Below are 21607 nucleotides of genomic sequence, written 5' to 3'. Positions count from 1 at the left end.
TGTCATGTTAAAAATTTATACCAGACAAAACATCATCTAACAATGTTCACGTTATTCTTTATCATCTTTATTTTGTATTTTTCTGATAATACCCGTTAATGTCACGATGATGATGGCAGTGATTGAAGTTATAAATAAAATCGGTGCTGCCATGCTATCGATCTGATTAACATTATTGAAACGAGTATTTTTTAAAAATAATATGATAGCTGTGGCAAATAAAATTGCAACCACACTATTAATAACAACCCTCAAAATAGGCTTTTCTTTTTCATATGATGGGCCTACATAGGCATTCCCTTTAATTAAACGAACAACGTAAACAGCTGAACAAATGTTTAAAATAATCATTATATTCGCAGGATAACTCACCCACCGAAAACCAAAACCATAAAGTCCAGCGTCTAGCATAAGTAAATACATTAAGATTAGGAATGATTGATTTCCAACTTTATTTTTTCTTTGGAGCTGCATTTCATCTAAACCTTTTTTACTCATTCCGATCATCCTCCCAAAAAATATCATTAAGTGTTTTGTCCAGTACTTTACATATGGCAATACATAAATTGATAGTTGGATTATAATCTCCGCTCTCTATGGCATTAATGGTTTGTCTAGTAACACCTACTGCATCAGCGATATCTTTTTGTGACATGTCTTTTGCAGCCCGAGCTGACTTTAGTTTTAAATTTTTACCCAATCTCTCACCTACAATCCTCTCTATTGTGTTTAGATTAACCTTGTGTTTAGATTAATAGTATCATATATTCTTCTTTGTGTAAATTATATTTTACATTTATTCATATATATTTTCCATATGCAATTGAGGAAAAAGACAAAAAAGACAAGAAAAAAGAAAAAAGATTGGCAATCACCAATCTCATATAATTTTTATGCTATACTAATTTGAATTATCATTACCCTTCATCCGATCTCCCCAAGTAGCTAACGCTTTAAGAGCTGGTATTAGATTTTCTCCGTTGTCAGTCAGAGAATACTCCACCCTCGGAGGTACTTCCATAAACTGTTTTCTATCTATAATATTAGACAATTCCAAGTCTCTCAGGGTTTGTGTCAGCATCATGTTAGTAATTCCTTCAATACTCTTTTGTAGTTCATTATACCGCATGGTGCCATTTTTATTTAATGCCCAAATGATAGGCAATCTCCACTTACCACCGATCAGATTTAATGCAAAGGTTAACGGACAGCCGTCAAGGTGACTTTTATACAATCCTTGGTTATTCATCCTATCACTCCAATACTCAGTTTTTACTTCCTTAAGCAGAAAAAACTGCATACTTGTTATAAATATTTTAACTGATATAATCATATCAAAGAAGATTGATTAATCAAATATGCTTTTCAATTTTTTCTCGAAAGGAAGATGAATATGAGCATACATTATGAAGTAATTACTCCAGATAGCATTATTTGTGTTAAGGATTTATGCAATGAATTAATGGAATATCAAAAATCCAAAGCCCTAGTCCATCCCGAGTGGTTTGATAACATGTGCTTTGAAACCAGAATGATTCCTTCCTTCCAAAGTGCTAAGGCCAACTTTATTATCATTGCTAAAGATGCCCATGAAATTATCGGATATGCCTATAGCAATATTTGTCCCAAGAATACTTATTCTGGTGGATTTGCTACCCTTGACCCTGTTGACTTCTTTGACTTTGATTCTGTTCAAAGTGATGATGTTGGTTGTCTTTCCCAGTTTTATATAAAAGACAATTATCGCAATGCTGGCATTGGTACAGTTTTGTTCGATAAATCCATGGATTGGCTAAACTCATTTAACGCAATCACTGATTTGTTTATATTTGTGTCCAATGGTAATGATCCTGCATTAAAATTCTATCAAAGTAAAGGATTCAAAATAAGTCATCAGATACTTGATGGGTTTATTACAGTATTAAGAAATACTTAAACCTTGAATATGTTTCTATTTTAGGTACCACAAAAGGTTCTGTATGGACGAGTTGATGGCTCAGGAAGTGCGGCGTAATCATCCTGCTCAGGAGAATGGGCGTAAGGTCTTGAAAGAACATCAACAAGCCGTTCCATCACGCTGTAGTCTCCATTTTTCACCGCGGCTTCCAGTGCCACTTCTACCCGATGGTTACGAGGGATTACCGCGGGGTTTGAATTCCGCATCAACTGATGTGAGGATGCTTCCGGTTCCTCCTGCCTGCCTAGCCTCGCCTGCCAAAGCTCATGCCACTGTTCAAATTCTGTAGTGTCAAACAGAGCCATATCGTTCAGTTTACCAAAGGTTAATGCGCGGAAGGTATTGGTATAGTCCGCACGATGTTTTTGCATTATATTGAGGAGACCTTCAATAAGGGACTCATCCTCTATCTCTTCATTAAATAGTCCTAGCTTTGCTCTCATTCCTGTGAGCCAATGGGTATGGTACAATTCAGTGAAATCTGAGATTGCACCTTGGGCTATTTTGATAGCCTCTTCTTGATCGTCATGAAGCAGCGGCAATAGGGTTTCAGCAAATCTTGCGAGATTCCATGCAGCAATACTGGGCTGATTTCCATAGGCATAGCGTCCATGGGTATCAATAGAGCTGAACACCGTTGCAGGGTCATACGTATTCATGAAGGCACAAGGGCCATAATCAATGGTTTCTCCACTAATGGTCATGTTATCGGTATTCATCACCCCATGAACAAAGCCAACCAGCTGCCATTTGGCAATCAGCACGGCCTGTCGTTTGATTACTTCCTGAAGTAGTGACAGGTATTTCTTCTCCCCAGCATACACGTCTGGAAAATGGCGCTTAAGTGTATAGTCAGCCAAAACCTGGAGGTCCTCAATAGTACCCCATTTTGCAGCGTATTGAAAGGTACCAACACGAAGATGGCTGGCAGCCACACGGGCTAAAATTGCACCTGGAAGGATTGTTTCTCGGACAACATCCTCTCCAGTTTTTACCACTGCCAAACTACGGGTGGTAGGAATACCAAGGGCATACATTGCTTCGCTGATGATGTATTCCCGGAGCATCGGCCCAAGTGCTGCTCTACCATCACCTCGGCGGGAATATGGTGTTCTACCTGAACCCTTGAGCTGAATATCAAATCTTTCACCTACAGGCGTGATCTGTTCACCAAGCAAAATGGCCCGACCGTCTCCTAGCATGGTAAAGTGTCCAAATTGATGGCCAGCATAAGCTTGAGCAAGGGGCGAAGCGCCTTCGGGAATCCGATTGCCGCCAAACACCGCTGCACCGTCATTGCTTAGCAGGGCCTGACTGCTCAATCCTAAGGATGTTGCCAAAGGGTGATTGAGCATGACCAACTTCGGAGAGGATACTGGCGTCGGCTTGACGCTGGAAAAAAATGTTTGAGGCAGACGAGCATAACTATTATCTAAATTCCATCCTGTTTCAATAATTTCATGTTCCTTCGTCATGGTGTCTCTTTTTCTCCTTTTCTTTTCTTTTCTATCTATATACTAGTTTCTTCTTTTATATAAAATAAAAATCATAGACCCTTCTATGATTTTCATTTAGTTATTGCTTTTTATACCAATTTTTAGGACCTGATTATGACAATTTATAATACTTCTTTCACTCTACCTACAATACCACTCTCTAGCATCACTTTGATCCCATGGGGATGACTTGATGCGTTTGTAAGAATTCTTTGAACCACACCCTCTGTTAATTTTCCAGACCGCTGGTCTTGTTTTTGCACAACTCTCACTCTTACACCTTGCTTTATATTATCTCGTATCGTTCCATTCATATGATCATCCTCTTTCATTAAATACTATCAGTATAAAAAGTATTAATAACGTATACTAGCTCTAATCAAATCCGCCTTGCTTTCTCCTTCATTAGAAATTTTCAAGTTAAGATCAGTCATAGCATCCTTATACGTTGCCAATAGAATATCTCCTGGATATAGTATAATCATATCATCAGTCGAAATCTCTATCTTTACTTGTCCATTCACACAATATATGGCCTGAGCATTTTCTAAAAACCCCTTATACTTATCAAGAGAAATGCTCTTACTTTGTGATTTTTCAAGATGTACAGCTTCTAATTCGCCTTCACATCCTTCTGTCATCATCAAGTTAAAATCTGTCACTTTCCCAAAACTTTTTGTTTTCCAGCTCCCATGAAAATGATCCTGATCGAATGGCTTCAAATTGCTTTTATGATGACCCTCATGCTCTAGTATCAGCTCGCCTTCAATAATCATAATAATTCTATGAATATTGGGAAGTGATGTAAAAACTGATTCATCAACCTCCACCTTTGCCGAACTTAAGCGCCATTTGAAATTGCGTTCACTATATACTGCACCCTTTGGGAAAATAGCCAGTTGCGTTGTAGTTCCCCCCGTCCATTTTGCTACTTCAAGCTGTTCTTTTCTTATTAATTCAATTTCATATGCCATTATATCACCCTCATTTGAATTTAGTTATTCTAGCTTATTGCTTTAGTTGTATGCTACCTTAACGGGCCTACCTTTTATTCTGCTATAAAATCAGCTACCTTACAAAGCCAAATCATGTGACTGGACTCTGGCCCCCAATAATCTTCTACTATTTTATAGGGCACCCCAAATTTCCTAACCCATCTTTTCTGCGCACGCTTATATCCGCTGTCTAAACAGAACTGTTCAATGCCTTGGCTGGATAGATGGGCCACCATGGCATTGATTAATGCCGATCCCACACCTTGGTTCTGATAATGAGGCAATATATAAAGACTGCCTAGTTCCCCAATGCTTTGGAGCTGACTTTCTGTGCATTTTTTGATGTCCTCACCACATGGCCCAAAGGAGATTGTACCCACAACAGTTCCATCAAGTTTGGCAATGAGGAAATATATATCAGAACGCGGCAAGGCAATGGAAGCATCTAGTAAATGTTTTTTATGCATGATTTCTCTGTGAATATCCTCTTTTAAGCTTCCAAGCCCCTCTTTTTCAAAGGCATCAGGGATAGATGTTTCAAAAACCTGATAGGCTGACTTTAAATCGGTTTCAGTGGGACTGCTTATGAATAAATCGTTAATCATAGTGTTTGACTCTCCTCTCGTTAATTAATACACTAATAGGACAAACAAAAACCTTTCCTAACTACACAGCTTCGGAAAGGTCATAAATATCACCATAAATACAGGGTTCGTGCAAAACAATTATTTGCATTAAAAACAATACAAGAGTACTCATAAGCATAGATTCATCATGGTGCAATTATAATCTCATTCAAATTATAAAACTTGAAAATAATGGATGTCAAGGAATATATCTTCAACTGTATTCCTTACTCAATTTTTAATTGAATCGTAGATTATGATTACGCTCCCTCATATACCATAATCTCCACTGGATGGGTCTTTAAAAAGTGGTATTTGTGGCGGATTAAATGTAAACAAACCAAATGCAATGATGAGAATTATTATTGCTATCAAAGAAATAATGTTTCCAATTCTGCTAACTTTATCATTGCTTGTTGTAATACGATATCCAATATTTTGACTGATCATTACGCTAATTATAAATATTGCTATATCCACCGCTAAATAGTGTCTTCCTAGAATACCTGTATAGGTATAGAATAAAGAAATAATCAATAATAAACCTACATATAGGGAAATAGCCTTTGCCGTGATGTAGTTATTAAAATATTTTCCAATCAACAAGTATTCAAAAATTGAAAAGAAAAGTGCCGGCCAGAACAGTAATTTTAGATGCTCCCATGTACTTTCGTTCACTGCACCAAAAATTCCAACAAAGGTATTATTATTTGACCATTCATACACGAAATGAAGTATTGTGCCAAACAATATAATAAACACAGTCCCAACAATATGCCAATTCCTTATTCTAAGTTTCAATTCACCATCACCCCCTAAGAATAATTATGAAAAACTTAACCTTAGTATGCCAATATACCTCTTCCTAAAACCTTGTCTATATAAAAAATCCTATATAAACCTTAGAGCCAACATACAGATACAAGATATTGTTCTCGTAACACAATAAAACTTACTGCATAAAATGATTAATACCTAAACAAAAGGGGGGCATTCTCTTGGAACTGTCAGTTATTTTAGAAAGTGTTATTTCTTTATTTATCGTCATCCTTGTAGGCATCTATGCCAGTAAGAAAAATATTATTACTGAAAAAATAAATAAAGGATTGATAGATATACTCATTCAGATTGCATTGCCTTTTATGATTCTTTCTTCTTTTATTTACACATATGACAATACAATTAAATCTAATGTAATAAAAACATTTTACTATTCAATGATCGCTTATATAATAATGATCATTTTTTCATACTTGATCTTATTACCCATAAAAAATGATAAAAAAACAATATTGCATTTTGCCAATGTGTTTATGAATACAGGTTATGTTGGATTTCCAATACTGAATTCAATATATGGTACAGAGGGTGTTGTATACGGATCTATATTTAATATGTTTTTCGTAATATTTCTGTGGACATACGGAATTATACTATTTAAAGGGAAGCTTGAAAAGGATGAATTAAAGGCAGAACTAAGAAAGATTCTTCTAAATCCATCTATTTTAGCAGTGTGTATTGGTATACTAATCATGATTTTTGATATTCAATTTTCTGGTGCAATATTATCCAGTATAAGAAGTATCGGAAATATTACTGGCCCATTATCTATGATTATTATTGGTGTCATACTTTCAAATACAAAAATAAAAAAGTATCTAAGTGATTGGACAATTTACTATGGATTAACAACTAAATTAATCATTATACCTGCTGTAATGTACCTACTATCATTGTTAGCAAAAGATACCTCAAAGGCTATAAATACAGTAATTATTATGACTGCTATGCCCGCCTCTGCCATGACTGCTATACTAGCAGAAAACTTTGAAAAAGAAAAGGAATACGCTGCTGTTGTTGTATCTGTAACCACATTACTTTCTCTAATTACAGTGCCTATCTTATTAAAAATCATACTATAGTTTTTATTTATCCCAGGGATATGCCATTCCTAAAAATCGAAGCACATTGCCAAGCCATAGGGCATATGTTAATTCTAAAAGAAGATGAAAGGCGTGAATAATATGTATCCTATGTATAACCCATATTCCTGCCCCTATTATGTAAATACACCAATGCATCAGCCATACAATATGCATAATGTTTATAATCCATATCCTTACTGGGTTAACACACCCATGTATAACTCAGACTTTCCTCAACCCTATACTAAATTTAGAGATTATGGACCAGAACCCTTTGTAGTAAATATCGAGGAGGTCACTAAACAAAATAACACTTTCCGTACCGCTTTATGGACAGGAACCCATTTGCAGCTTACCTTGATGAGTATTAATGTTGGTGAAGATATTGGTTTGGAGATTCATCCTCACCTTGATCAATTTATACGTATCGAAGACGGTCAGGGAGTTGTTAAAATGGGTGATAGAAAAGATAAGCTAGATTTTCAAGAAAAAGTCTATGATGATTTTGCCTTCATCATACCTGCTGGTAAATGGCACAACTTGATCAATACAGGGAATAAACCAATCAAATTATACTCTATTTATGCGCCGCCACAGCATCCACGAGGTACAGTTCATGAAACGAAAGCAGCTGCGGAAGCTGCTGAACAAGAGCACGGTCGCTAATAGCAAAAAGTTATTTGCTTTAAAGTTTAAGAATATATATTGGCTTATATAAATTCCATTGGACAAAATACCCTTGATTTGGAAATTACTACTGGAATCACTTCCTGTAGTAATTTTTATTTTATCAGGTATGGGATGATCCATACATTTTTCTTCAATATATAGATCATTCCCAATCATAGCATATCATTTCTAATTTGTTTAAGCGGATCAAGTGGAAAAGAAAGTGTTCTGATGATACCAATCCCGTATACGGAACCAGCACTCATAACGAGTACCCTTATAGGACTATCCATTTTCTCTATAATTTTGTAAGGTCGTGATGATGTAGTCAACCTCCTGCTCTGTCAGTCCTGGGCGAACTGGTATTGACACTACCCTTTCTGCAGCCTTACAGGCATTTGTGAATGACCCCAAATTATCTCTTTGTTGATATAGGGGCTGGTCGGGAATAGCTTTGGGATAATGAATGCCATATCCAATTCCATGTACTTCAAGGTATTCTATAAAATGATTTCGGTTGTTCACCCCTAGGGTGTACTGATGATATACATGTTCAAACCCTGTCAAACAGATTGGCTTAGTAAACGCAGGATTTGTTATGTCTCTAGAATACCGTCCCGCAATTTCTTTACGCCTATCATTAAATCTGGGCAGCTTACGTAGTTGCTCTATGCCTATTGCTGCATGAATATTCGTCATCCTATAATTATACCCGAGTAAATCATGGTGATATTTAGCTGCCTGACCATGATTTATCAGGCTTCTGACTTTCTTAGCCATCTCTTTGTCCTGAGTCGTAAGCATGCCACCCTCGCCGCAGGTCATATTTTTTGTAGGATAAAAGCTAAAAACACCTAAGTGCCCGAAAGTTCCAACTTTCTTTCCATTGATTGAAGCCCCATGGGCTTGTGCACAATCTTCTATAACGATCAAGTTATATTTGTTAGCAATTTCCATAATTTCTTTCATAGGTGCTGGTTGACCGTAAAGATGAACAACAATGATTGCTTTTGTGTCGGGATGATTTTTTATCGTATCCAGTAAGATATGAGGAGACATATTATAGTTTGCCAGCGCTATGTCGCTAAAGACAGGCTCTCCTTGTGCATAAAGGATTGCATTTGCTGTGGCTATAAATGAAAACGGTGTGGTTATGACTTTTTCACCTGACTGAATGCCTGATGCCAACAATGCTGCATGGAGAGCAGCGGTTCCAGAAGAGATTGCAACACAATAATTAGATCCTTGGTATAAGGCAAAATCTTGTTCAAACTTTTCTACATATTCTCCCTGGGCTAGCTTTCCACTTAAAAGAACTTCATTCACCAGCATTTGTTCCTCTATACCAAGCATGGGTTTCACCAAAGGAATCATTTTTACACTCCTTATAAATTTTTTTGCATAGCTCAAGATTTAATTGATGTCCAGATCGAATACCTATCACATGGCCTATAATTCTTTTTCCAAGCAAGCTGAGATCCCCAAGAAGATCCAATGCTTTATGCCGGGCAAGTTCATTTGGCCAAAGCCATTCTCCATGTTCAGATCCAGATTTAACGATCAAAACATTTGAACTGGCTTTTCCTGTCAATTTTACAACTTCTTCAGCTTCCGATTCAATGATAAAAGAACGGGCAGCAGCCAATTCCTTAATGAAAGTGTCGGGAGTAATATTTATTTCAGCCGCTTGCGAAATCTGGGGCAGATTAGGATAATCAAGCATATATGTTAATTTAAAGCCATCGTAAGGAAGAACAATGAGCAGCTTTTCATTTTTCACATCACCAAACCTTCCCCGTTTAAAAACAATAATAGGTTTATGTATCTTAATCTTCTCCTGATCAAAGGGTTGCTGCACTACCCCTGCGTTTATTAGGGCCTGCGCGAAATCTTTACTGCTGTAGTCAGGCATTACAGGCAAACTAGGCTGCTCCAGCTCAATAAACAAATTATCCAAATCCAATCCTGATATGGCCGCCAATGCGTGCTCAGTATGTTCAATGCGGACATTTCCATGGACCAGAGAAGTCCATCGGTATTCAACTTTTGCCTTTTTCAATAAGCATTTCACTTTTGGGCGGTGTGGCAAGTCATTACGGATAAATACAATACCCGTATTCGGAGGGGCAGGACAAAACGTAACCCTTGCATCTGCTTCCCCGGTTATACTAATACCCGTTAAGGAAACATGTTGTTGTATCGTTTTCTGATTATGCATTTCATTTCCTTTCTAGTTGCAACATTTTGTATTCAATATTCTGTCAACCAAGGTATACGAATTTTAAAATTTGTTTAGCTCGTTCTTTATATGTGTGATTTACATAAACCTCCCTTTGGCCATTCTGTGCCACCACTTGCCGTGCAAAGCCATCTTTCAGATAATAATTAGCAAGGTTGACTGTATCTTCAGGGTAAGATGAAGATACTAGATGAACCTTATGGATAAACAAGTTATTGACCGCCTGGGTAGGTACTGTCAGTAAAAAACCGCCTGAACCTAGCACTTCAAAAGTCCGTGAGGTTAACATTTCTTGGTCATTTTGCAGACCTATTATGATCTTGGCTGAATTGTAAACCTTGTTTGTTTCCTCGTAGGGCAGCTCACCCTTAATCATATGCCTTGGTATCTTAAATCCCATCAATTCCTCGTTAAAGCGTTCCCATCGCTTACCCCAAATTGCTATGTTATATCCTCTTTCGACCAAAGGCTTCAGCAATATTTGAACACTGTCTTTTCTGTATGAATTCCACTCTTTTCCCCCATTTCCCACCAATGCCACATCATAAGCATAATGACTGCTAAGGGGCTCCAGTTTGTTAAATTCAGGATTACATCCAAAATCTAGGTGTCCTGCAGGGATTCCTAATCTCTGGTATTTGCCTATGCTTTCGGGATGTATCGTTAAAACTCCATCTGGCTTGAAAATTTCAATACATTGAAAAGAACACGCTTCAGTCCATCGTGGGTCCTCGGTTGCCCAATATACATGTTTTATCCTATACTTAGCCACTTTCTCAACGAGCTGATCTATATATTTCCGTTTATGTCGGCGATACGCCCACCCTGTTGTTATTAAAAGATCCGGCCTAAAGTAATCAACTGCTTCCTTTATAGAATTTTTATCTAAATCCCTTAGAACATAAACAGGACAACCTAATTCTCTAAACCCCTGTGGAAGACCGAGGGTATATTTGGAACTGCGGGCAAAAAACAGTATTCTACGCATATTTTCCTCCCTTTTAACAGCAGATTTCGTGTGTGATCCACCCCACAGTTAAATATCATGTCTACTATAGACAGATTGGAGATATGTTATTGGTTGATAACTTAAGTAATGATTGTTTGTTTTATAGAACATATACATAACTCTCTCGTAATACCCCATGTCCTCCGAAACCTTCTTTGAATCGGAATAACTCGGCATTAACCCTGCTTCCTTTTTGTTCAGTGGAAATACCCCAATCCAAATAAAAAAAACCGTTCTTTCGTCCCCACTCCATGAGATGACCAAATATCAGATTCAGCGGACGCATGTGCTGATAATTGTCGTCGTGGGCGATATAAAAACAGTTCATTACTCTTTCGTTTAGTAAAAACACCAAAACCCCCGCTGTTTGTATTTCCCCTGTATAGGCTGCAAAGAGTTTAATTTTATCAGGATAAAGGCTTTTTAGGTGTTTGATTTCCCCAAGTGAGTGGGTGGGCTTTGTATGATGGTTCTGTTCAAGCTTTTTTTCTAATATAGGCCAATAATCATTGATATCTGCTTCCTCAGCAACAGATAATCCACTTTTTAACGCCTTCTTATAGTTTCGAAAAGTCGCAGCGCCCATTACACGCTTTAAAAAAGGTTCCTGCCCTTTATTCAGTGCAAGGACCGTAGCCAATTCCGTATATTCTATGTAAAATCCCGTAAATCTTAATGCAAAGTCTAGTTGATCCGCCAACTCCCTATGGTAAATCCTCGGAACTGGTTTTAGTCGTATATATTCAAAACTAGAATTTTTACAGTATTCAATGAAAGCCTCAACCAGCTCCAGACATTTTTTAGTACCGAGGCTGGGTTGAATAATGAGTCCTCCGTGGGATGCGCCCGGATGAGATATCAATACAAGTTTTCCATCTTCCTTCTGTATTTGAGCTGCAGGAAGAACAGCAATAATCCGCTTATTTTCCATAAAAACTAATGAATGGTCCGTAAACCTATCCACAGGATGGTAATTCAAAAACTTTCTCTCCTGCATGAAGGTCCCATTCACAGAAGAAGCAACAAAATCATTCCATTCATTTTCATAGACTTCCATATATCTCTTGACTACCAACATCATTCTTATCACGCTTACCCTTACTATAATATATACCCCTCGCCATTCTGATTGACTATTATTCCATCAATGGATAATGACTTTTTCTCCCCCTTTTGCAAGTGATTGTGTAATGCAATCCGTAACCTTTTCCACAAAATAAATATATTCTTTACCACTATGGGGTTCCTTATTCTCACTGATACATTCAATAAAGTGGTGACACTCAAGCTTTAAGGGCTCTGAATCTCCTTCATCTACTAAAACATGACAGTTATCCCCATTGGTGAAAAACTGAACTTTTTTGTCCGCTGGCTGTACATCATCAAAAACCAATTTTCCCTTTGATGTAATTAATGCAATTTTTCTCGTTTTTTCACTGTGGATGAAGCTTGCAAAAATTGAAGCGACTTTACCACTTGGAAAACCAAGGAGAATATAAATAACATTGTTATTGGAACTTCCAAGGTAACTTCCACCCTGTGCAATTACCCAAATAGGCTCTTCTCCCACTAGATGGTGTGAAAGATATATATCATGAACTGCCAGATCATAAAGAACATCTACCCCAGAGACCTGGGACAAAGCATTGGTTCTGGACATGTTTAAATAGCATACATCATCTATGCTATCATTTTCTTTTAATATCATTTTTATCTTTCTAACTGCTGGGTGATACATCAATGTGTACCCGGCCATCAATATGGTACTTTGGGCAGCAGCTAGATTTATTAACTCCATACTGTCTTTCAGATTTATTGTCACGGGTTTTTCTACAAGCACTGCTTTTCCTTTGTTGATGAATTCCTTAGCTAGTATGTAGTGACTCTCAGGTGTGGTGGCAATAACTACCCCTTGTACTGTACTGTCATTTAATATATCCTCTTTATTTTCAGTATATTGAATTTGAGGATAATCCAGGCCAGCTTCCTTTAGTTTTCTTGGATCAAGATCACAGACCCACTTTAACTCACATTCTTCCATTGAAATTAGGGTTTTCAGATAGTTCTTACCCCATTTCCCACAACCTATCAAAGCAATCTTAATCATTGTAATTCCCTTTCGAATGGTTTATTAGATTATATGCTATGGCATAATATAATAGTATATTCACCAGCCAAAAAAGGTAATAGCTTAGTATATCAAAACCCACTCCCATCCTAAGTCACTATTTGGTATGAATCATCGTATAGTTGAAAATTAATTCATTCATACCCCCAATAGTAAACACATATATTTTCTTTGTAGGTAAATTATCAGACTATGGAGGGGGACTATGCTTAGTAAAAGGAACAAACTGTTTTATTATGTACTAATTTTTATTTTGGTGCTGCTTCAAGTACAAGTTTTATCGGTTAATGAAGTACATGGAGAAGATAACAGTCCATCAACAATTGAGGAAATTAAACCTAAGAATACGAATGAGGATATAGAAGTTACAAATACAGCCTCCCTAAAAATAGATTCAATAACATTTGATAAGCGTACTATTGAGATGATAGGAACAGTCGTCAGATTTACGGCTATTTCTAAACATGAAAATTTAGACTATAAATGGATGTTATTTAAAGACTTTGATGAAATCTATAAAAAGGATTATAGCAAAGAAAACTTTTTCGATTTTTCAATGAATGAATTTGGAACATACCAAGTTCTTGTAACTGTTAAAGATTCCAATGGCTATACTGTAAGTAAGTTATCAGAAAAAATAGATATTATTCAGCCAATAACAATTCATTCTGTTTCGGTAGATAAAAATGGTGAACAGCCCGTTGGTACACCCCTGACCTTTTCCGTTTCAGCGGAAGGAGCGAATTTAGTTTATCATTGGTATATATTCAAGGATTCAACTGTAGCATATGATGGATTACTCAGTGAAAATAATAGTATTAACTATACACCGAATGAGCCTGGGGTCTATAAGGGCCGTGTATATGTGAGGGACAAATTTGATAAATACGTCAGTGAGTATTCAGAAGAAATTATTATATATGAAAAAACTGTTTCTGAAACAGAAAGACTAGAAAAAGTTATAAATGAAACAGATTTTGATAGTAAAACCAAGCATTTCATGTGGGTGGATACAGATAAGAACTTTGTCTATGTTTTTGAAGGCGAAAACAAAAATTGGAATCTTATAAAAGAGATGGCCTGTACAGATGGAAAGGCTTCTACACCCACTGTTAAAGGAAATTTTCAAATTGATGGCAGAGCACCATGGCTCACTTCCTATAGTGGAGATGTAAAAGCAAAATACAAAGTAAGGTTTTTTGGAAATTATTATTTTCATTCCATTTTATTTGATGCTAAGGGGGAAAAAATTATTGATTCACGCCTAGGTGAATCTCTTTCCCATGGTTGTGTTCGATTAAGCGTAGATGATGCTAAGTGGGTTTATGATCATATAAAAGATGGTACCGGTGTGTATGTAGCGTAAAATTTTAATCCTTATCAAGTATAACAAAGCCATGATAAAGAATCATTCCTTATCATGGCTTTGTTATTTTTACTTTGCTTAAGCTCCCTCCCTTTTCAAATAGACGCTCAATGTTCTTCTCAACTGCTGGTTCAGGAATGAGCGGTGGTGCATGGTGTGGTTTTGTACGGGCATCGATAATCATATTGTCGCAAGCCCAATGTTTGTTTTCATAATAACTATTCACGCCATAAATATCATGGGAAGGATTACTTCTCGTAAATGTGGCCCAGAAAAAGTTTTGGAGGGAGCCACTTATAAACGAGCTATCATCACATAGTATAATCATTGGACATGTTGGCATTGTGCCTCTTGCCTGAATAGCTGTGCATAGCTCATTTAATTGTTTATGTGCTTGTTGGTAACTTGAAAATGCTGGTCCTTCGATGGCTACAATCCCCGGCATCACTAATAATGGATTTTTAAATTCGAATAAATCCTTCAACTGAACAGGGACTTCTTGACACAAGTTTCTTTTTTGATCCCCGTAGGCTGCAATTACCACTTTACTGCCTGTATTTAAGCCAGTTCCCGAATAATCAAGGGTATCGATCGTTGTATTTGTTTGAAAATGAATATCACGATGAAGGTCAATTCGTTCAAGGATATACGTTAAGAACTCTATTTCTTTATGGGTGTCTAATGGTTGCATCTCTTCGGCTGTAATAAATAAATATTTTGCTAGACTTACCTGTCCTGTTCCTAAAATTCGATTTGCAATAGTGAGGAGTTCAGCTGGTTGTTTAACTTTTTGATACGGTGTGTACCGTTCACTTCCAATTGCAAATAGCAGCGGATGAACGCCTGCTGCATCTATAGCATGGACTTCTTTTACCCCTGGAATTTCTTGTTTTACAGCATTACCTGTTAACTCATGAATGAGGTCACCGAAGGCAGTATCTTCTTGTGGGGGCCGCCCAACAACAGTAAACGGCCATATTCCATTGGACTTAGCAAACACTTTATGTACCCTAAATAGAGGAAAATCATGAATAAGACTGTAATATCCAATATGGTCGCCAAAAGGGCCCTCTGGCTTTGTTTCACCTGGATGGACCTCACCTGTAATCACAAAATCTGCATCTAGACTAATACAATAACCATCCACATAACAATAACGAAAATTACGACCAGCAAGCAAACCTGCAAATGTCATTTCACTTAACCCTTCAGGTAATGGCATGATTGCAGCTAGCGTATGCGCAGGAGGACCTCCAATAAAAATACTCACTTTTAACGGAACCCCAAGCTTGTTTGCTTTCTCTTGGTGAACACCTATTCCCCTGTGAATTTGATAGTGCAAACCAGCTTCTTTATTTAATTTGTACTCGTTACCGCTAAGCTGAACACGGTACATTCCAAGATTGCTATTCATAATCCCAGGTTTTTCAGGGTCTTCAGTGTACACTTGAGGCAAAGTGATAAATGCTCCTCCATCATCTGGCCAATGGTGAATAAGGGGAAGATCTGAAATTTGTATTTCCTTGAAGCCAGTCAATTTATTGCTCGCTTTTTTAAAAGGAAGTGACTTTGAAGCAGCCCATCCTGTGCTCAAGTGTCTAATCGGATTGTTCAATACACCCATTGGGTTATTGCGTAAAGCAATCACGTCCTTTGTCGCATCTAGGGTATGCCTAAAAATAAATTTACTTCTCTCTATATTACCAAATAAATTAGATACCGCTCGAAATTTTGAACCTTTAACATTTTCAAATAAGAGTGCAGGACCTCCTGCTGCATTAACTCTCATATGTATAGCTGCCATTTCAAGATAAGGATCGACCTCTTCATGTATCCTAACCAATTGACCAGTTTTCTCTAAATCAAGAATACATTCTTCTAAGCTTTGATACATTCTTTACTATCCCCAATCTTTATATAAATTTTTCATGCACTTTCTAGCGAAATGATTATTCTCAATGATGCACACAATCGTAATCTGATTAACATAATTTCTTCTTCATCAATCTCACTTTGACTTCTCACTCTGATAATTTTCTACAGATGTTACTTATTTCCTTTAGTTTATAGTTCAAAAAACAAAAAGACAATCAGAAATACTGTTGCATAAGTTGAAAAATGCAAGAACCCTAGGATTCTTGCACACTAAATTATAATGCTATTTCTATATTAATCTATTAAAGCATCTATCCTAACCGCGCCTTTTCAAGGGCAGCCAGATCAAACTTCTTCATTTTCAGAAATGCCTCTGTGACACGTTTTACTTCTTCTTTTGTCCCCTTCATGAGAATATCGTTCATATTAGCAGGCGTAATCTGCCAAGATAATCCAAATTGATCTTTGACCCATCCACACTGCTCAGCCTCTGGAACAAAGGAAAGCTTATCCCAAAAATAATCTATTTCTTCCTGATTTTCGCAAAGTACCATAAAAGAGAATGCTTCATTAAAAGTAAAATCGCCACCAAAGCCATGATCCATAACGATCATTTGAGTTCCTCGGATATTTGCCTCTCCATAGTTTATTTTTGCCCTCGCATCCATTGCTTCTCCTGCTTCATAATAGTTGATGAAGCCTTTATTTGCTTCCTTAAAAACTGAAACATAATAATCAATCGCATCTTCCGCTTTACCACATACGTCTCCCGTAAATAGTAATGTCGGTCTTATTCTTGGATGTTCTTCCATATTTTCAACCAGCATGATCTGCCAACTAAGACCATATCTGTCTTGTACCCACGCATACCGTTTACTAAACGGATAATCACCTAAAGGCATGAGTTCTGTTCCATTAGCAGACAGATTATCATGTAATCTATCCACCTCTTCTTTCGTACTACAACTTACCATTAAAGAAACCGATGGGTTGAATGAAAAATACGGACCTGCGCTGATTGCTGAAAATCTAAGATTGGCAAGCTGAAAATCAACAAGTACTGTATCACCTGATGGGGTATCTGGAATCGTTGTAATGTCAATGATGCTGGAATTCTGAAACAAACTGACATACCATTCAGCAGCTTCTACTGCTTCTTTGTCAAACCATAAATGTGGAATTATATTCTGCATAGTATTATCCTCCTTAGTACTCCATATTTCATGGATTTAAATTATATATACCTTTGGTTCATCTTGATAATCACCAAAGGTTATTTATTTCTATGCTCTGTTAAAGTAATATGTTGATATACTTCCATCATCCTTGAGTTAAATATAACAGTTTTGGATTAAATATTACATCTAACCTTTACAATTCTGGTATTGTAAAAGGCACCTGCCTCAGCAGATGCCTCTTATAATGCCTTAAGGCTTCAATATGTCATTCCATTTAGCCAGTTCTACTTTATCATTACTAATATCTTTGATAACAATAGGTTTTCTAAATTCTTTAATTCGCTCCCTAGCTATACTTGCTGTTTTTAAAACATCTTTATTCTTCGATGTTGAGGTTCCTCTGATTTGTTCAATTAAAGCCGCATCATTCACCACGATGACGATCTCCCTATCCGAATATTTTTCTAATTCATTTAATAACGTTATTAATGAAAATAAATTTACAATCGCCGGTTTCTTATATTCCTTCAACATAGATTTTTCGCACACCAGCTCTTCATTGTCATAGATACGGTATCTAATCTCTATATCCTCTCCCTCATAATACCCTGAAATTCCCACCATGTAAGCTGTAATCATTTCATACCTCCACTGTATTTTTATTTTCTTATGGTATCTTGCTCAATATCCTTCTCTTCTACTCTTCACTGAATCATATCCCATTACGAAGAAAGGATAGCATTTTATAAATTGCCATCCTTGAATCTAACATCTCTTATTATATCACTTAATGAAATCTTTAGATTGGGAATATTATTTACCAGTGCAATCCAACCTTCATCTATTTTTAAAATTTTGCCATCAGTAAAAATCGTGATAGTGAAACAACAAATTATATTCCTATTTCCCGCATTTTCGCCGTGACTTTTTCCATCCTGTCGTTAATATCTGTGCCGATAAATTTGGGAAGCCGCATTTCACTCACGATTTTTCCGTCGCGCATAAACATAATCCGCTCCGTCCGCGCCGCCACCGTTGCATCGTGAGTTACAAGCATAACCGCAGTACCGTTCGCGTTGATCTCGGAAAAGATGTTCATAATCTCCTGGGCAGATTTTGAGTTAAGCGCGCCTGTCGGCTCGTCACCGAAAATAATTTTCGGATTGCTCATAAGTGCGCGGCATATTCCCGCGCGCTGAAGCTGTCCTCCAGAAACCTGTGTAATATCACGCTTTTCCAGTTCCTCAATGCTCACCTTTTTCATAAGCGCTCTTGCTTTTTCTGTAATCTCTGCGGCGTTTTTTCTGTTGTCACGCATTGACGGAATAATGATGTTATCAAGGATATTCAAATTCTTTAGTAAAGTCGGCTGCTGGAAAACAAATCCCATTTCTGTTCTGCGTATGTCTGCAAGCTCATTTTCCCTGAGTGCTGATAAATCCCTGCCGTCAAAAACAACCTTTCCGTCGTCAATGCCGTCCATTCCGCTCAGGGCAAACATCAGCGTCGATTTTCCCGAGCCCGAAGGACCCATAACCGAAACGAACTCGCCCTCGTTTATTTCAACGGAAACAACATCGAGTACGTTACGCTTTTCATCGCCCTCACCAAATGATTTTACTATGTTCTCACCGATAATAATCTTCTTCATGATCTACTCCTTTATATTTTCGGATATTTTTATTTGTCCAACGCCCGATGTGCCGATAGTTGTTGCAATAAGTACCGAGCATACCATCATTAAAGGACTAAGAAGATACGCCGAAAGTGGATTGACCGCAAACTTAAACGACGACGCTCCAAACGAGGAGATAAGAATGCCCGCAAGTATCTCCCCGAGAGTGTTTGCCAGAAGCGTGCCAAGAACAATTCCCACAATCAGAACGAATACGGAACGTGAAACATACTGCGCCGTAATATCCGAGTTTGTAAAACCGAACGCTTTCATTACGGCAATGGAATACCTGTCCTTTGCGACAAGCATTTTCATAAACAACAGTGTAACCAGTAACGTTATAATCAGCGCAACGGCAATTGCGGCAAACGAGGCCTTTCTGATAGAACTTATTGTTGGACCGAATGTCTGTGAAATATAATCATCAATTCCCGAGATTTTTGCAAAATGAAACCTATTCGCATATTCCGAAGCCGTTCTGCCGACAAGAGATTTATCCATCAACTCCGCGTAGATAACGGACCACATAATATCTGCCGAATTGTCGTTGAAAACAGCCTTCGCGGTTTTGCCGCCATTGGTAATGTCAGAATAAACTCCGCAAACCGTGAGTTTTTTTTCCTTACCCTCAATCACCAGCGGAATGACATCACCAACCTTTTTGTCCAGTTCATTGGCGTTTATAACAGAAAGCGCAATTTCGTCTTCTGCGACAGGTGCTCTGCCCTCGGAATATTCTAAAGGAAATATCGAATGATCGCCAAGCTCAATTTTTATACTTTCCTCCAAGCCGTCCTCCGTCTTTGCTTTGAATGTTTTTGTTGTAAGCACGGCATACTTTGAAATGGTAGTGTCGCCTTTCATCGTCTTTAGAATTTCAACGGATTTTTCAGAAATATTGTCGGTCTGCTGAATGTCAATGCGCATATCGCTGCTTCCTATCCCCATATATGTGATGAAGCTTTTTGAGGAAATAGTGGTGTACAGGTTCTGGGGAACAATAATAATAAATGCCGAAATCACGAGCACTGCAAGCATTGTAACGTAAATACTTTTCCTTGCGAGAACATCTTTGACGCCAAGAAAAATATTCGTGTCAAACAGCCGATTTCTGCTCAGGCAAAAATGCTTTGCGCCCGCAGATTTTTCCTGTGAAGTGCCAAAGCGTATTGCTTCTGCGGCGGATATTTTCCTAAAGCGTTTCAGCACTCCATTTACATAGGCAATGATTGCAAGGAATACAAGCAGTATGCCGATTATTCCGAAAAGCAAGGCAAAAGAAGAATTTTCGCTTTCACCCATATAAAGCCGTATATTTTCAAGAAGTATGCCTCTAAGCACAAACGAAAGTGCAAATCCGAGGATACAGCCTACCATCGCAATCGCAGCGTATTTCGCAAGATAAATCTTCTTTATGTCGGTAACACGCAGCCCTATTGCTTTCATAACGCCTATTTCCCGATAGTCGTCTTCGATTTTTGCAAGGAGCGTAAAACGTATGCACATAAATGCGATTGCGACGACAAGGGCGCTTACAAGAAGTATAACCGCAATCATCAGCCCGTCAGAAATTGCGTTAATCATTTTGAAAAGCGGATATGTAATCGTCGGTCCATTCGTTTCAAGTCCTGCGGAGGTGTACGCGGTTTCAAATGCGCCGAGTGCCGACAAATCCTTTAATCTGAACTCAATCAGATACTCCGTACTTCCGAGGCCTTTTATTTCCATGTAATCATTTTCACTAACAAGAAATCTCTTTGAGGAGGAGAGCATAGAGTTCATCTGAGAATCCCGTAGAAATCCCGCAACAGTAAATTCCTTGCCACATATCACTGCCTTACCACCAACCTTTGCAGTGTTGTCCCTCATATAGCATATCGGAACGTAAATCTCGCCGTCTGATACGTTTATGACGTTTCCATCAAGGTCAAGAAGATAATCGAATTTTTCACCCTGCTTGGATAACCCGTTATCCTGAACATTATCCGCAAGCGATCTTTCTTCAAATATAATCTGCGCTCCGTCAACGTTGAGAAATTCAAGAACCTGAAATTCATCGACATTGCCATACTCCTCTGCAAAAGCCGTAAGCCGTCCAGTATCAATTTCACCCGAATGCATCTGCATAAAATGCGGAGTTTTCGCCTGCGTCATAAGCGTATCTATAGCACCCGAAAGATTTACGACGAGTATCGCCGCGAGCGAGACAAGCATAGCCGCGGCAGCGATAAATATCATTGTTGTCAGCGTTATCACTTTACTCTTTAAAATGTCTTTGCGAATTATTCTATAATACATATGCCCCCCCTAATTTCAAGCTTTTTAACCGATTTCAGTTTATACAGAATTAGTCTTCATCGCCAAACATCTTATCATTTTGGTATCACTTACATATTAACAAATCCATAGTATAAACATTGTCTAATCTTGTCAACAGCATCTCTACGCCAAAATAAATTTTCATTACTC

The 21607-nt window shown here is 37.7% G+C and carries 22 protein-coding genes; 4 read left to right on the top strand and 18 right to left on the bottom strand.

The window, feature by feature from the left end; all coding sequences use genetic code 11:
* Positions 1-51: 51 nt before the first annotated feature.
* The 3 genes from K0R93_RS04175 to K0R93_RS04165 all read right to left on the bottom strand — a co-directional run bounded on the left by K0R93_RS04175 (position 52) and on the right by K0R93_RS04165 (position 1249).
* Positions 52-498 (bottom strand): DUF6773 family protein, encoded by a 447-nt coding sequence (locus tag K0R93_RS04175; protein ID WP_300297994.1) that lies wholly within the window; start codon positions 496-498, stop codon positions 52-54.
* A complete protein-coding gene (locus tag K0R93_RS04170; RefSeq protein WP_300297992.1) occupies positions 491-700 on the bottom strand; it encodes a helix-turn-helix transcriptional regulator in 210 nt (69 codons plus the stop codon). The genes K0R93_RS04175 and K0R93_RS04170 overlap by 8 nt, the downstream gene beginning before the upstream one ends.
* A 201-nt stretch (positions 701-901) precedes the next feature.
* On the bottom strand, positions 902-1249 hold the full coding sequence (locus tag K0R93_RS04165; protein ID WP_300297989.1) for a winged helix-turn-helix transcriptional regulator: 348 nt from the start codon (positions 1247-1249) through the stop codon (positions 902-904).
* Between the two features lie 144 nt (positions 1250-1393).
* On the opposite strand from K0R93_RS04165, the gene K0R93_RS04160 reads away from it, so the two are divergent.
* Positions 1394-1936 (top strand): GNAT family N-acetyltransferase, encoded by a 543-nt coding sequence (locus tag K0R93_RS04160; protein WP_300297986.1) that lies wholly within the window; start codon positions 1394-1396, stop codon positions 1934-1936.
* 20 nt (positions 1937-1956) lie between these two features.
* On the opposite strand, the gene K0R93_RS04155 is transcribed toward K0R93_RS04160, so the two are convergent.
* The 5 genes from K0R93_RS04155 to K0R93_RS04135 all read right to left on the bottom strand — a co-directional run bounded on the left by K0R93_RS04155 (position 1957) and on the right by K0R93_RS04135 (position 5875).
* Entirely contained in the window at positions 1957-3432 is a 1476-nt protein-coding gene (locus K0R93_RS04155; protein WP_300297983.1) for a protein adenylyltransferase SelO, read from the bottom strand.
* Positions 3433-3575: 143 nt separating this feature from the next.
* A complete protein-coding gene (locus K0R93_RS04150) occupies positions 3576-3767 on the bottom strand; it encodes a YwbE family protein (RefSeq protein WP_300297980.1) in 192 nt (63 codons plus the stop codon).
* Positions 3768-3809: 42 nt separating this feature from the next.
* On the bottom strand, positions 3810-4427 hold the full coding sequence (locus K0R93_RS04145; RefSeq protein ID WP_300297978.1) for a HutD/Ves family protein: 618 nt from the start codon (positions 4425-4427) through the stop codon (positions 3810-3812).
* A 74-nt stretch (positions 4428-4501) separates the two neighbouring features.
* Positions 4502-5053, bottom strand: coding sequence for a GNAT family N-acetyltransferase (locus K0R93_RS04140; RefSeq protein WP_300297975.1), 552 nt, complete (start codon positions 5051-5053; stop codon positions 4502-4504).
* Positions 5054-5344: 291 nt separating this feature from the next.
* Complete coding sequence (locus K0R93_RS04135) at positions 5345-5875, bottom strand: DUF6512 family protein (protein WP_300297972.1); 531 nt, start codon at positions 5873-5875, stop codon at positions 5345-5347.
* Positions 5876-6072: 197 nt separating this feature from the next.
* On the opposite strand from K0R93_RS04135, the gene K0R93_RS04130 reads away from it, so the two are divergent.
* A complete protein-coding gene (locus K0R93_RS04130; protein ID WP_300297970.1) occupies positions 6073-6996 on the top strand; it encodes an AEC family transporter in 924 nt (307 codons plus the stop codon).
* A gap of 102 nt (positions 6997-7098) precedes the next feature.
* The gene (locus K0R93_RS04125) at positions 7099-7665 is read left to right on the top strand and encodes a cupin domain-containing protein (RefSeq protein ID WP_300297967.1); all 567 of its coding nucleotides are present in this window, start codon (positions 7099-7101) and stop codon (positions 7663-7665) included.
* A gap of 288 nt (positions 7666-7953) precedes the next feature.
* Here the strand turns inward: K0R93_RS04125 and K0R93_RS04120 are convergent, their stop codons facing one another.
* The 5 genes from K0R93_RS04120 to K0R93_RS04100 all read right to left on the bottom strand — a co-directional run bounded on the left by K0R93_RS04120 (position 7954) and on the right by K0R93_RS04100 (position 13023).
* Positions 7954-9042, bottom strand: coding sequence for a DegT/DnrJ/EryC1/StrS family aminotransferase (locus K0R93_RS04120; RefSeq protein ID WP_300297964.1), 1089 nt, complete (start codon positions 9040-9042; stop codon positions 7954-7956).
* Positions 8987-9886 carry a UDP-3-O-acyl-N-acetylglucosamine deacetylase gene (locus K0R93_RS04115; RefSeq protein WP_300297961.1) on the bottom strand — a complete coding sequence of 300 codons (900 nt, stop codon included), beginning with the start codon at positions 9884-9886 and terminating at the stop codon, positions 8987-8989. Before K0R93_RS04115 ends, K0R93_RS04120 begins: the two co-directional genes overlap by 56 nt.
* A gap of 43 nt (positions 9887-9929) precedes the next feature.
* Positions 9930-10895, bottom strand: a complete 966-nt coding sequence (locus K0R93_RS04110; protein ID WP_300297959.1) for a CgeB family protein — start codon at positions 10893-10895, stop codon at positions 9930-9932.
* A gap of 121 nt (positions 10896-11016) precedes the next feature.
* Positions 11017-11997 carry a GNAT family N-acetyltransferase gene (locus tag K0R93_RS04105; protein WP_300297956.1) on the bottom strand — a complete coding sequence of 327 codons (981 nt, stop codon included), beginning with the start codon at positions 11995-11997 and terminating at the stop codon, positions 11017-11019.
* A 63-nt stretch (positions 11998-12060) separates the two neighbouring features.
* On the bottom strand, positions 12061-13023 hold the full coding sequence (locus K0R93_RS04100; RefSeq protein WP_300297953.1) for a Gfo/Idh/MocA family protein: 963 nt from the start codon (positions 13021-13023) through the stop codon (positions 12061-12063).
* A 226-nt stretch (positions 13024-13249) separates the two neighbouring features.
* Between K0R93_RS04100 and K0R93_RS04095 the strand changes: the two genes are divergently transcribed.
* Entirely contained in the window at positions 13250-14410 is a 1161-nt protein-coding gene (locus K0R93_RS04095; RefSeq protein ID WP_300297950.1) for a L,D-transpeptidase family protein, read from the top strand.
* 52 nt (positions 14411-14462) lie between these two features.
* Here the strand turns inward: K0R93_RS04095 and K0R93_RS04090 are convergent, their stop codons facing one another.
* From K0R93_RS04090 to K0R93_RS04070, 5 genes are all read right to left on the bottom strand, one after another.
* Entirely contained in the window at positions 14463-16304 is a 1842-nt protein-coding gene (locus tag K0R93_RS04090) for a UbiD family decarboxylase (protein WP_300297948.1), read from the bottom strand.
* A 292-nt stretch (positions 16305-16596) separates the two neighbouring features.
* On the bottom strand, positions 16597-17478 hold the full coding sequence (locus K0R93_RS04085) for a VOC family protein (protein WP_300297945.1): 882 nt from the start codon (positions 17476-17478) through the stop codon (positions 16597-16599).
* A 234-nt stretch (positions 17479-17712) separates the two neighbouring features.
* Positions 17713-18102, bottom strand: coding sequence for a hypothetical protein (locus tag K0R93_RS04080; RefSeq protein ID WP_300297942.1), 390 nt, complete (start codon positions 18100-18102; stop codon positions 17713-17715).
* A 253-nt stretch (positions 18103-18355) separates the two neighbouring features.
* Positions 18356-19114 (bottom strand): ABC transporter ATP-binding protein, encoded by a 759-nt coding sequence (locus tag K0R93_RS04075; RefSeq protein WP_300297939.1) that lies wholly within the window; start codon positions 19112-19114, stop codon positions 18356-18358.
* Between the two features lie 3 nt (positions 19115-19117).
* Entirely contained in the window at positions 19118-21436 is a 2319-nt protein-coding gene (locus K0R93_RS04070; RefSeq protein WP_300297938.1) for an ABC transporter permease, read from the bottom strand.
* Positions 21437-21607 lie beyond the last annotated feature (171 nt).

The sequence above is a fragment of the Anaerosolibacter sp. genome (assembly GCF_029240175.1).
In the GTDB taxonomy this organism is placed as follows: Bacteria; Bacillota; Clostridia; order Peptostreptococcales; family Thermotaleaceae; genus Anaerosolibacter.
This window is presented reverse-complemented; position numbering and strand designations above follow the sequence as displayed.

Coding starts and splice junctions, on each gene's coding strand:
- K0R93_RS04175 (WP_300297994.1), bottom strand. CDS start 498: ATGAGTAAAAAAGGTTTAGATGAAATGCAGCTCCAAAGAAAAAATAAA.
- K0R93_RS04165 (WP_300297989.1), bottom strand. CDS start 1,249: ATGAATAACCAAGGATTGTATAAAAGTCACCTTGACGGCTGTCCGTTA.
- K0R93_RS04160 (WP_300297986.1), top strand. CDS start 1,394: ATGAGCATACATTATGAAGTAATTACTCCAGATAGCATTATTTGTGTT.
- K0R93_RS04155 (WP_300297983.1), bottom strand. CDS start 3,432: ATGACGAAGGAACATGAAATTATTGAAACAGGATGGAATTTAGATAAT.
- K0R93_RS04150 (WP_300297980.1), bottom strand. CDS start 3,767: ATGAATGGAACGATACGAGATAATATAAAGCAAGGTGTAAGAGTGAGA.
- K0R93_RS04145 (WP_300297978.1), bottom strand. CDS start 4,427: ATGGCATATGAAATTGAATTAATAAGAAAAGAACAGCTTGAAGTAGCA.
- K0R93_RS04140 (WP_300297975.1), bottom strand. CDS start 5,053: ATGATTAACGATTTATTCATAAGCAGTCCCACTGAAACCGATTTAAAG.
- K0R93_RS04125 (WP_300297967.1), top strand. CDS start 7,099: ATGTATCCTATGTATAACCCATATTCCTGCCCCTATTATGTAAATACA.
- K0R93_RS04120 (WP_300297964.1), bottom strand. CDS start 9,042: ATGATTCCTTTGGTGAAACCCATGCTTGGTATAGAGGAACAAATGCTG.
- K0R93_RS04115 (WP_300297961.1), bottom strand. CDS start 9,886: ATGCATAATCAGAAAACGATACAACAACATGTTTCCTTAACGGGTATT.
- K0R93_RS04110 (WP_300297959.1), bottom strand. CDS start 10,895: ATGCGTAGAATACTGTTTTTTGCCCGCAGTTCCAAATATACCCTCGGT.
- K0R93_RS04105 (WP_300297956.1), bottom strand. CDS start 11,997: ATGATGTTGGTAGTCAAGAGATATATGGAAGTCTATGAAAATGAATGG.
- K0R93_RS04100 (WP_300297953.1), bottom strand. CDS start 13,023: ATGATTAAGATTGCTTTGATAGGTTGTGGGAAATGGGGTAAGAACTAT.
- K0R93_RS04095 (WP_300297950.1), top strand. CDS start 13,250: ATGCTTAGTAAAAGGAACAAACTGTTTTATTATGTACTAATTTTTATT.
- K0R93_RS04090 (WP_300297948.1), bottom strand. CDS start 16,304: ATGTATCAAAGCTTAGAAGAATGTATTCTTGATTTAGAGAAAACTGGT.
- K0R93_RS04085 (WP_300297945.1), bottom strand. CDS start 17,478: ATGCAGAATATAATTCCACATTTATGGTTTGACAAAGAAGCAGTAGAA.
- K0R93_RS04080 (WP_300297942.1), bottom strand. CDS start 18,102: ATGATTACAGCTTACATGGTGGGAATTTCAGGGTATTATGAGGGAGAG.
- K0R93_RS04075 (WP_300297939.1), bottom strand. CDS start 19,114: ATGAAGAAGATTATTATCGGTGAGAACATAGTAAAATCATTTGGTGAG.
- K0R93_RS04070 (WP_300297938.1), bottom strand. CDS start 21,436: ATGTATTATAGAATAATTCGCAAAGACATTTTAAAGAGTAAAGTGATA.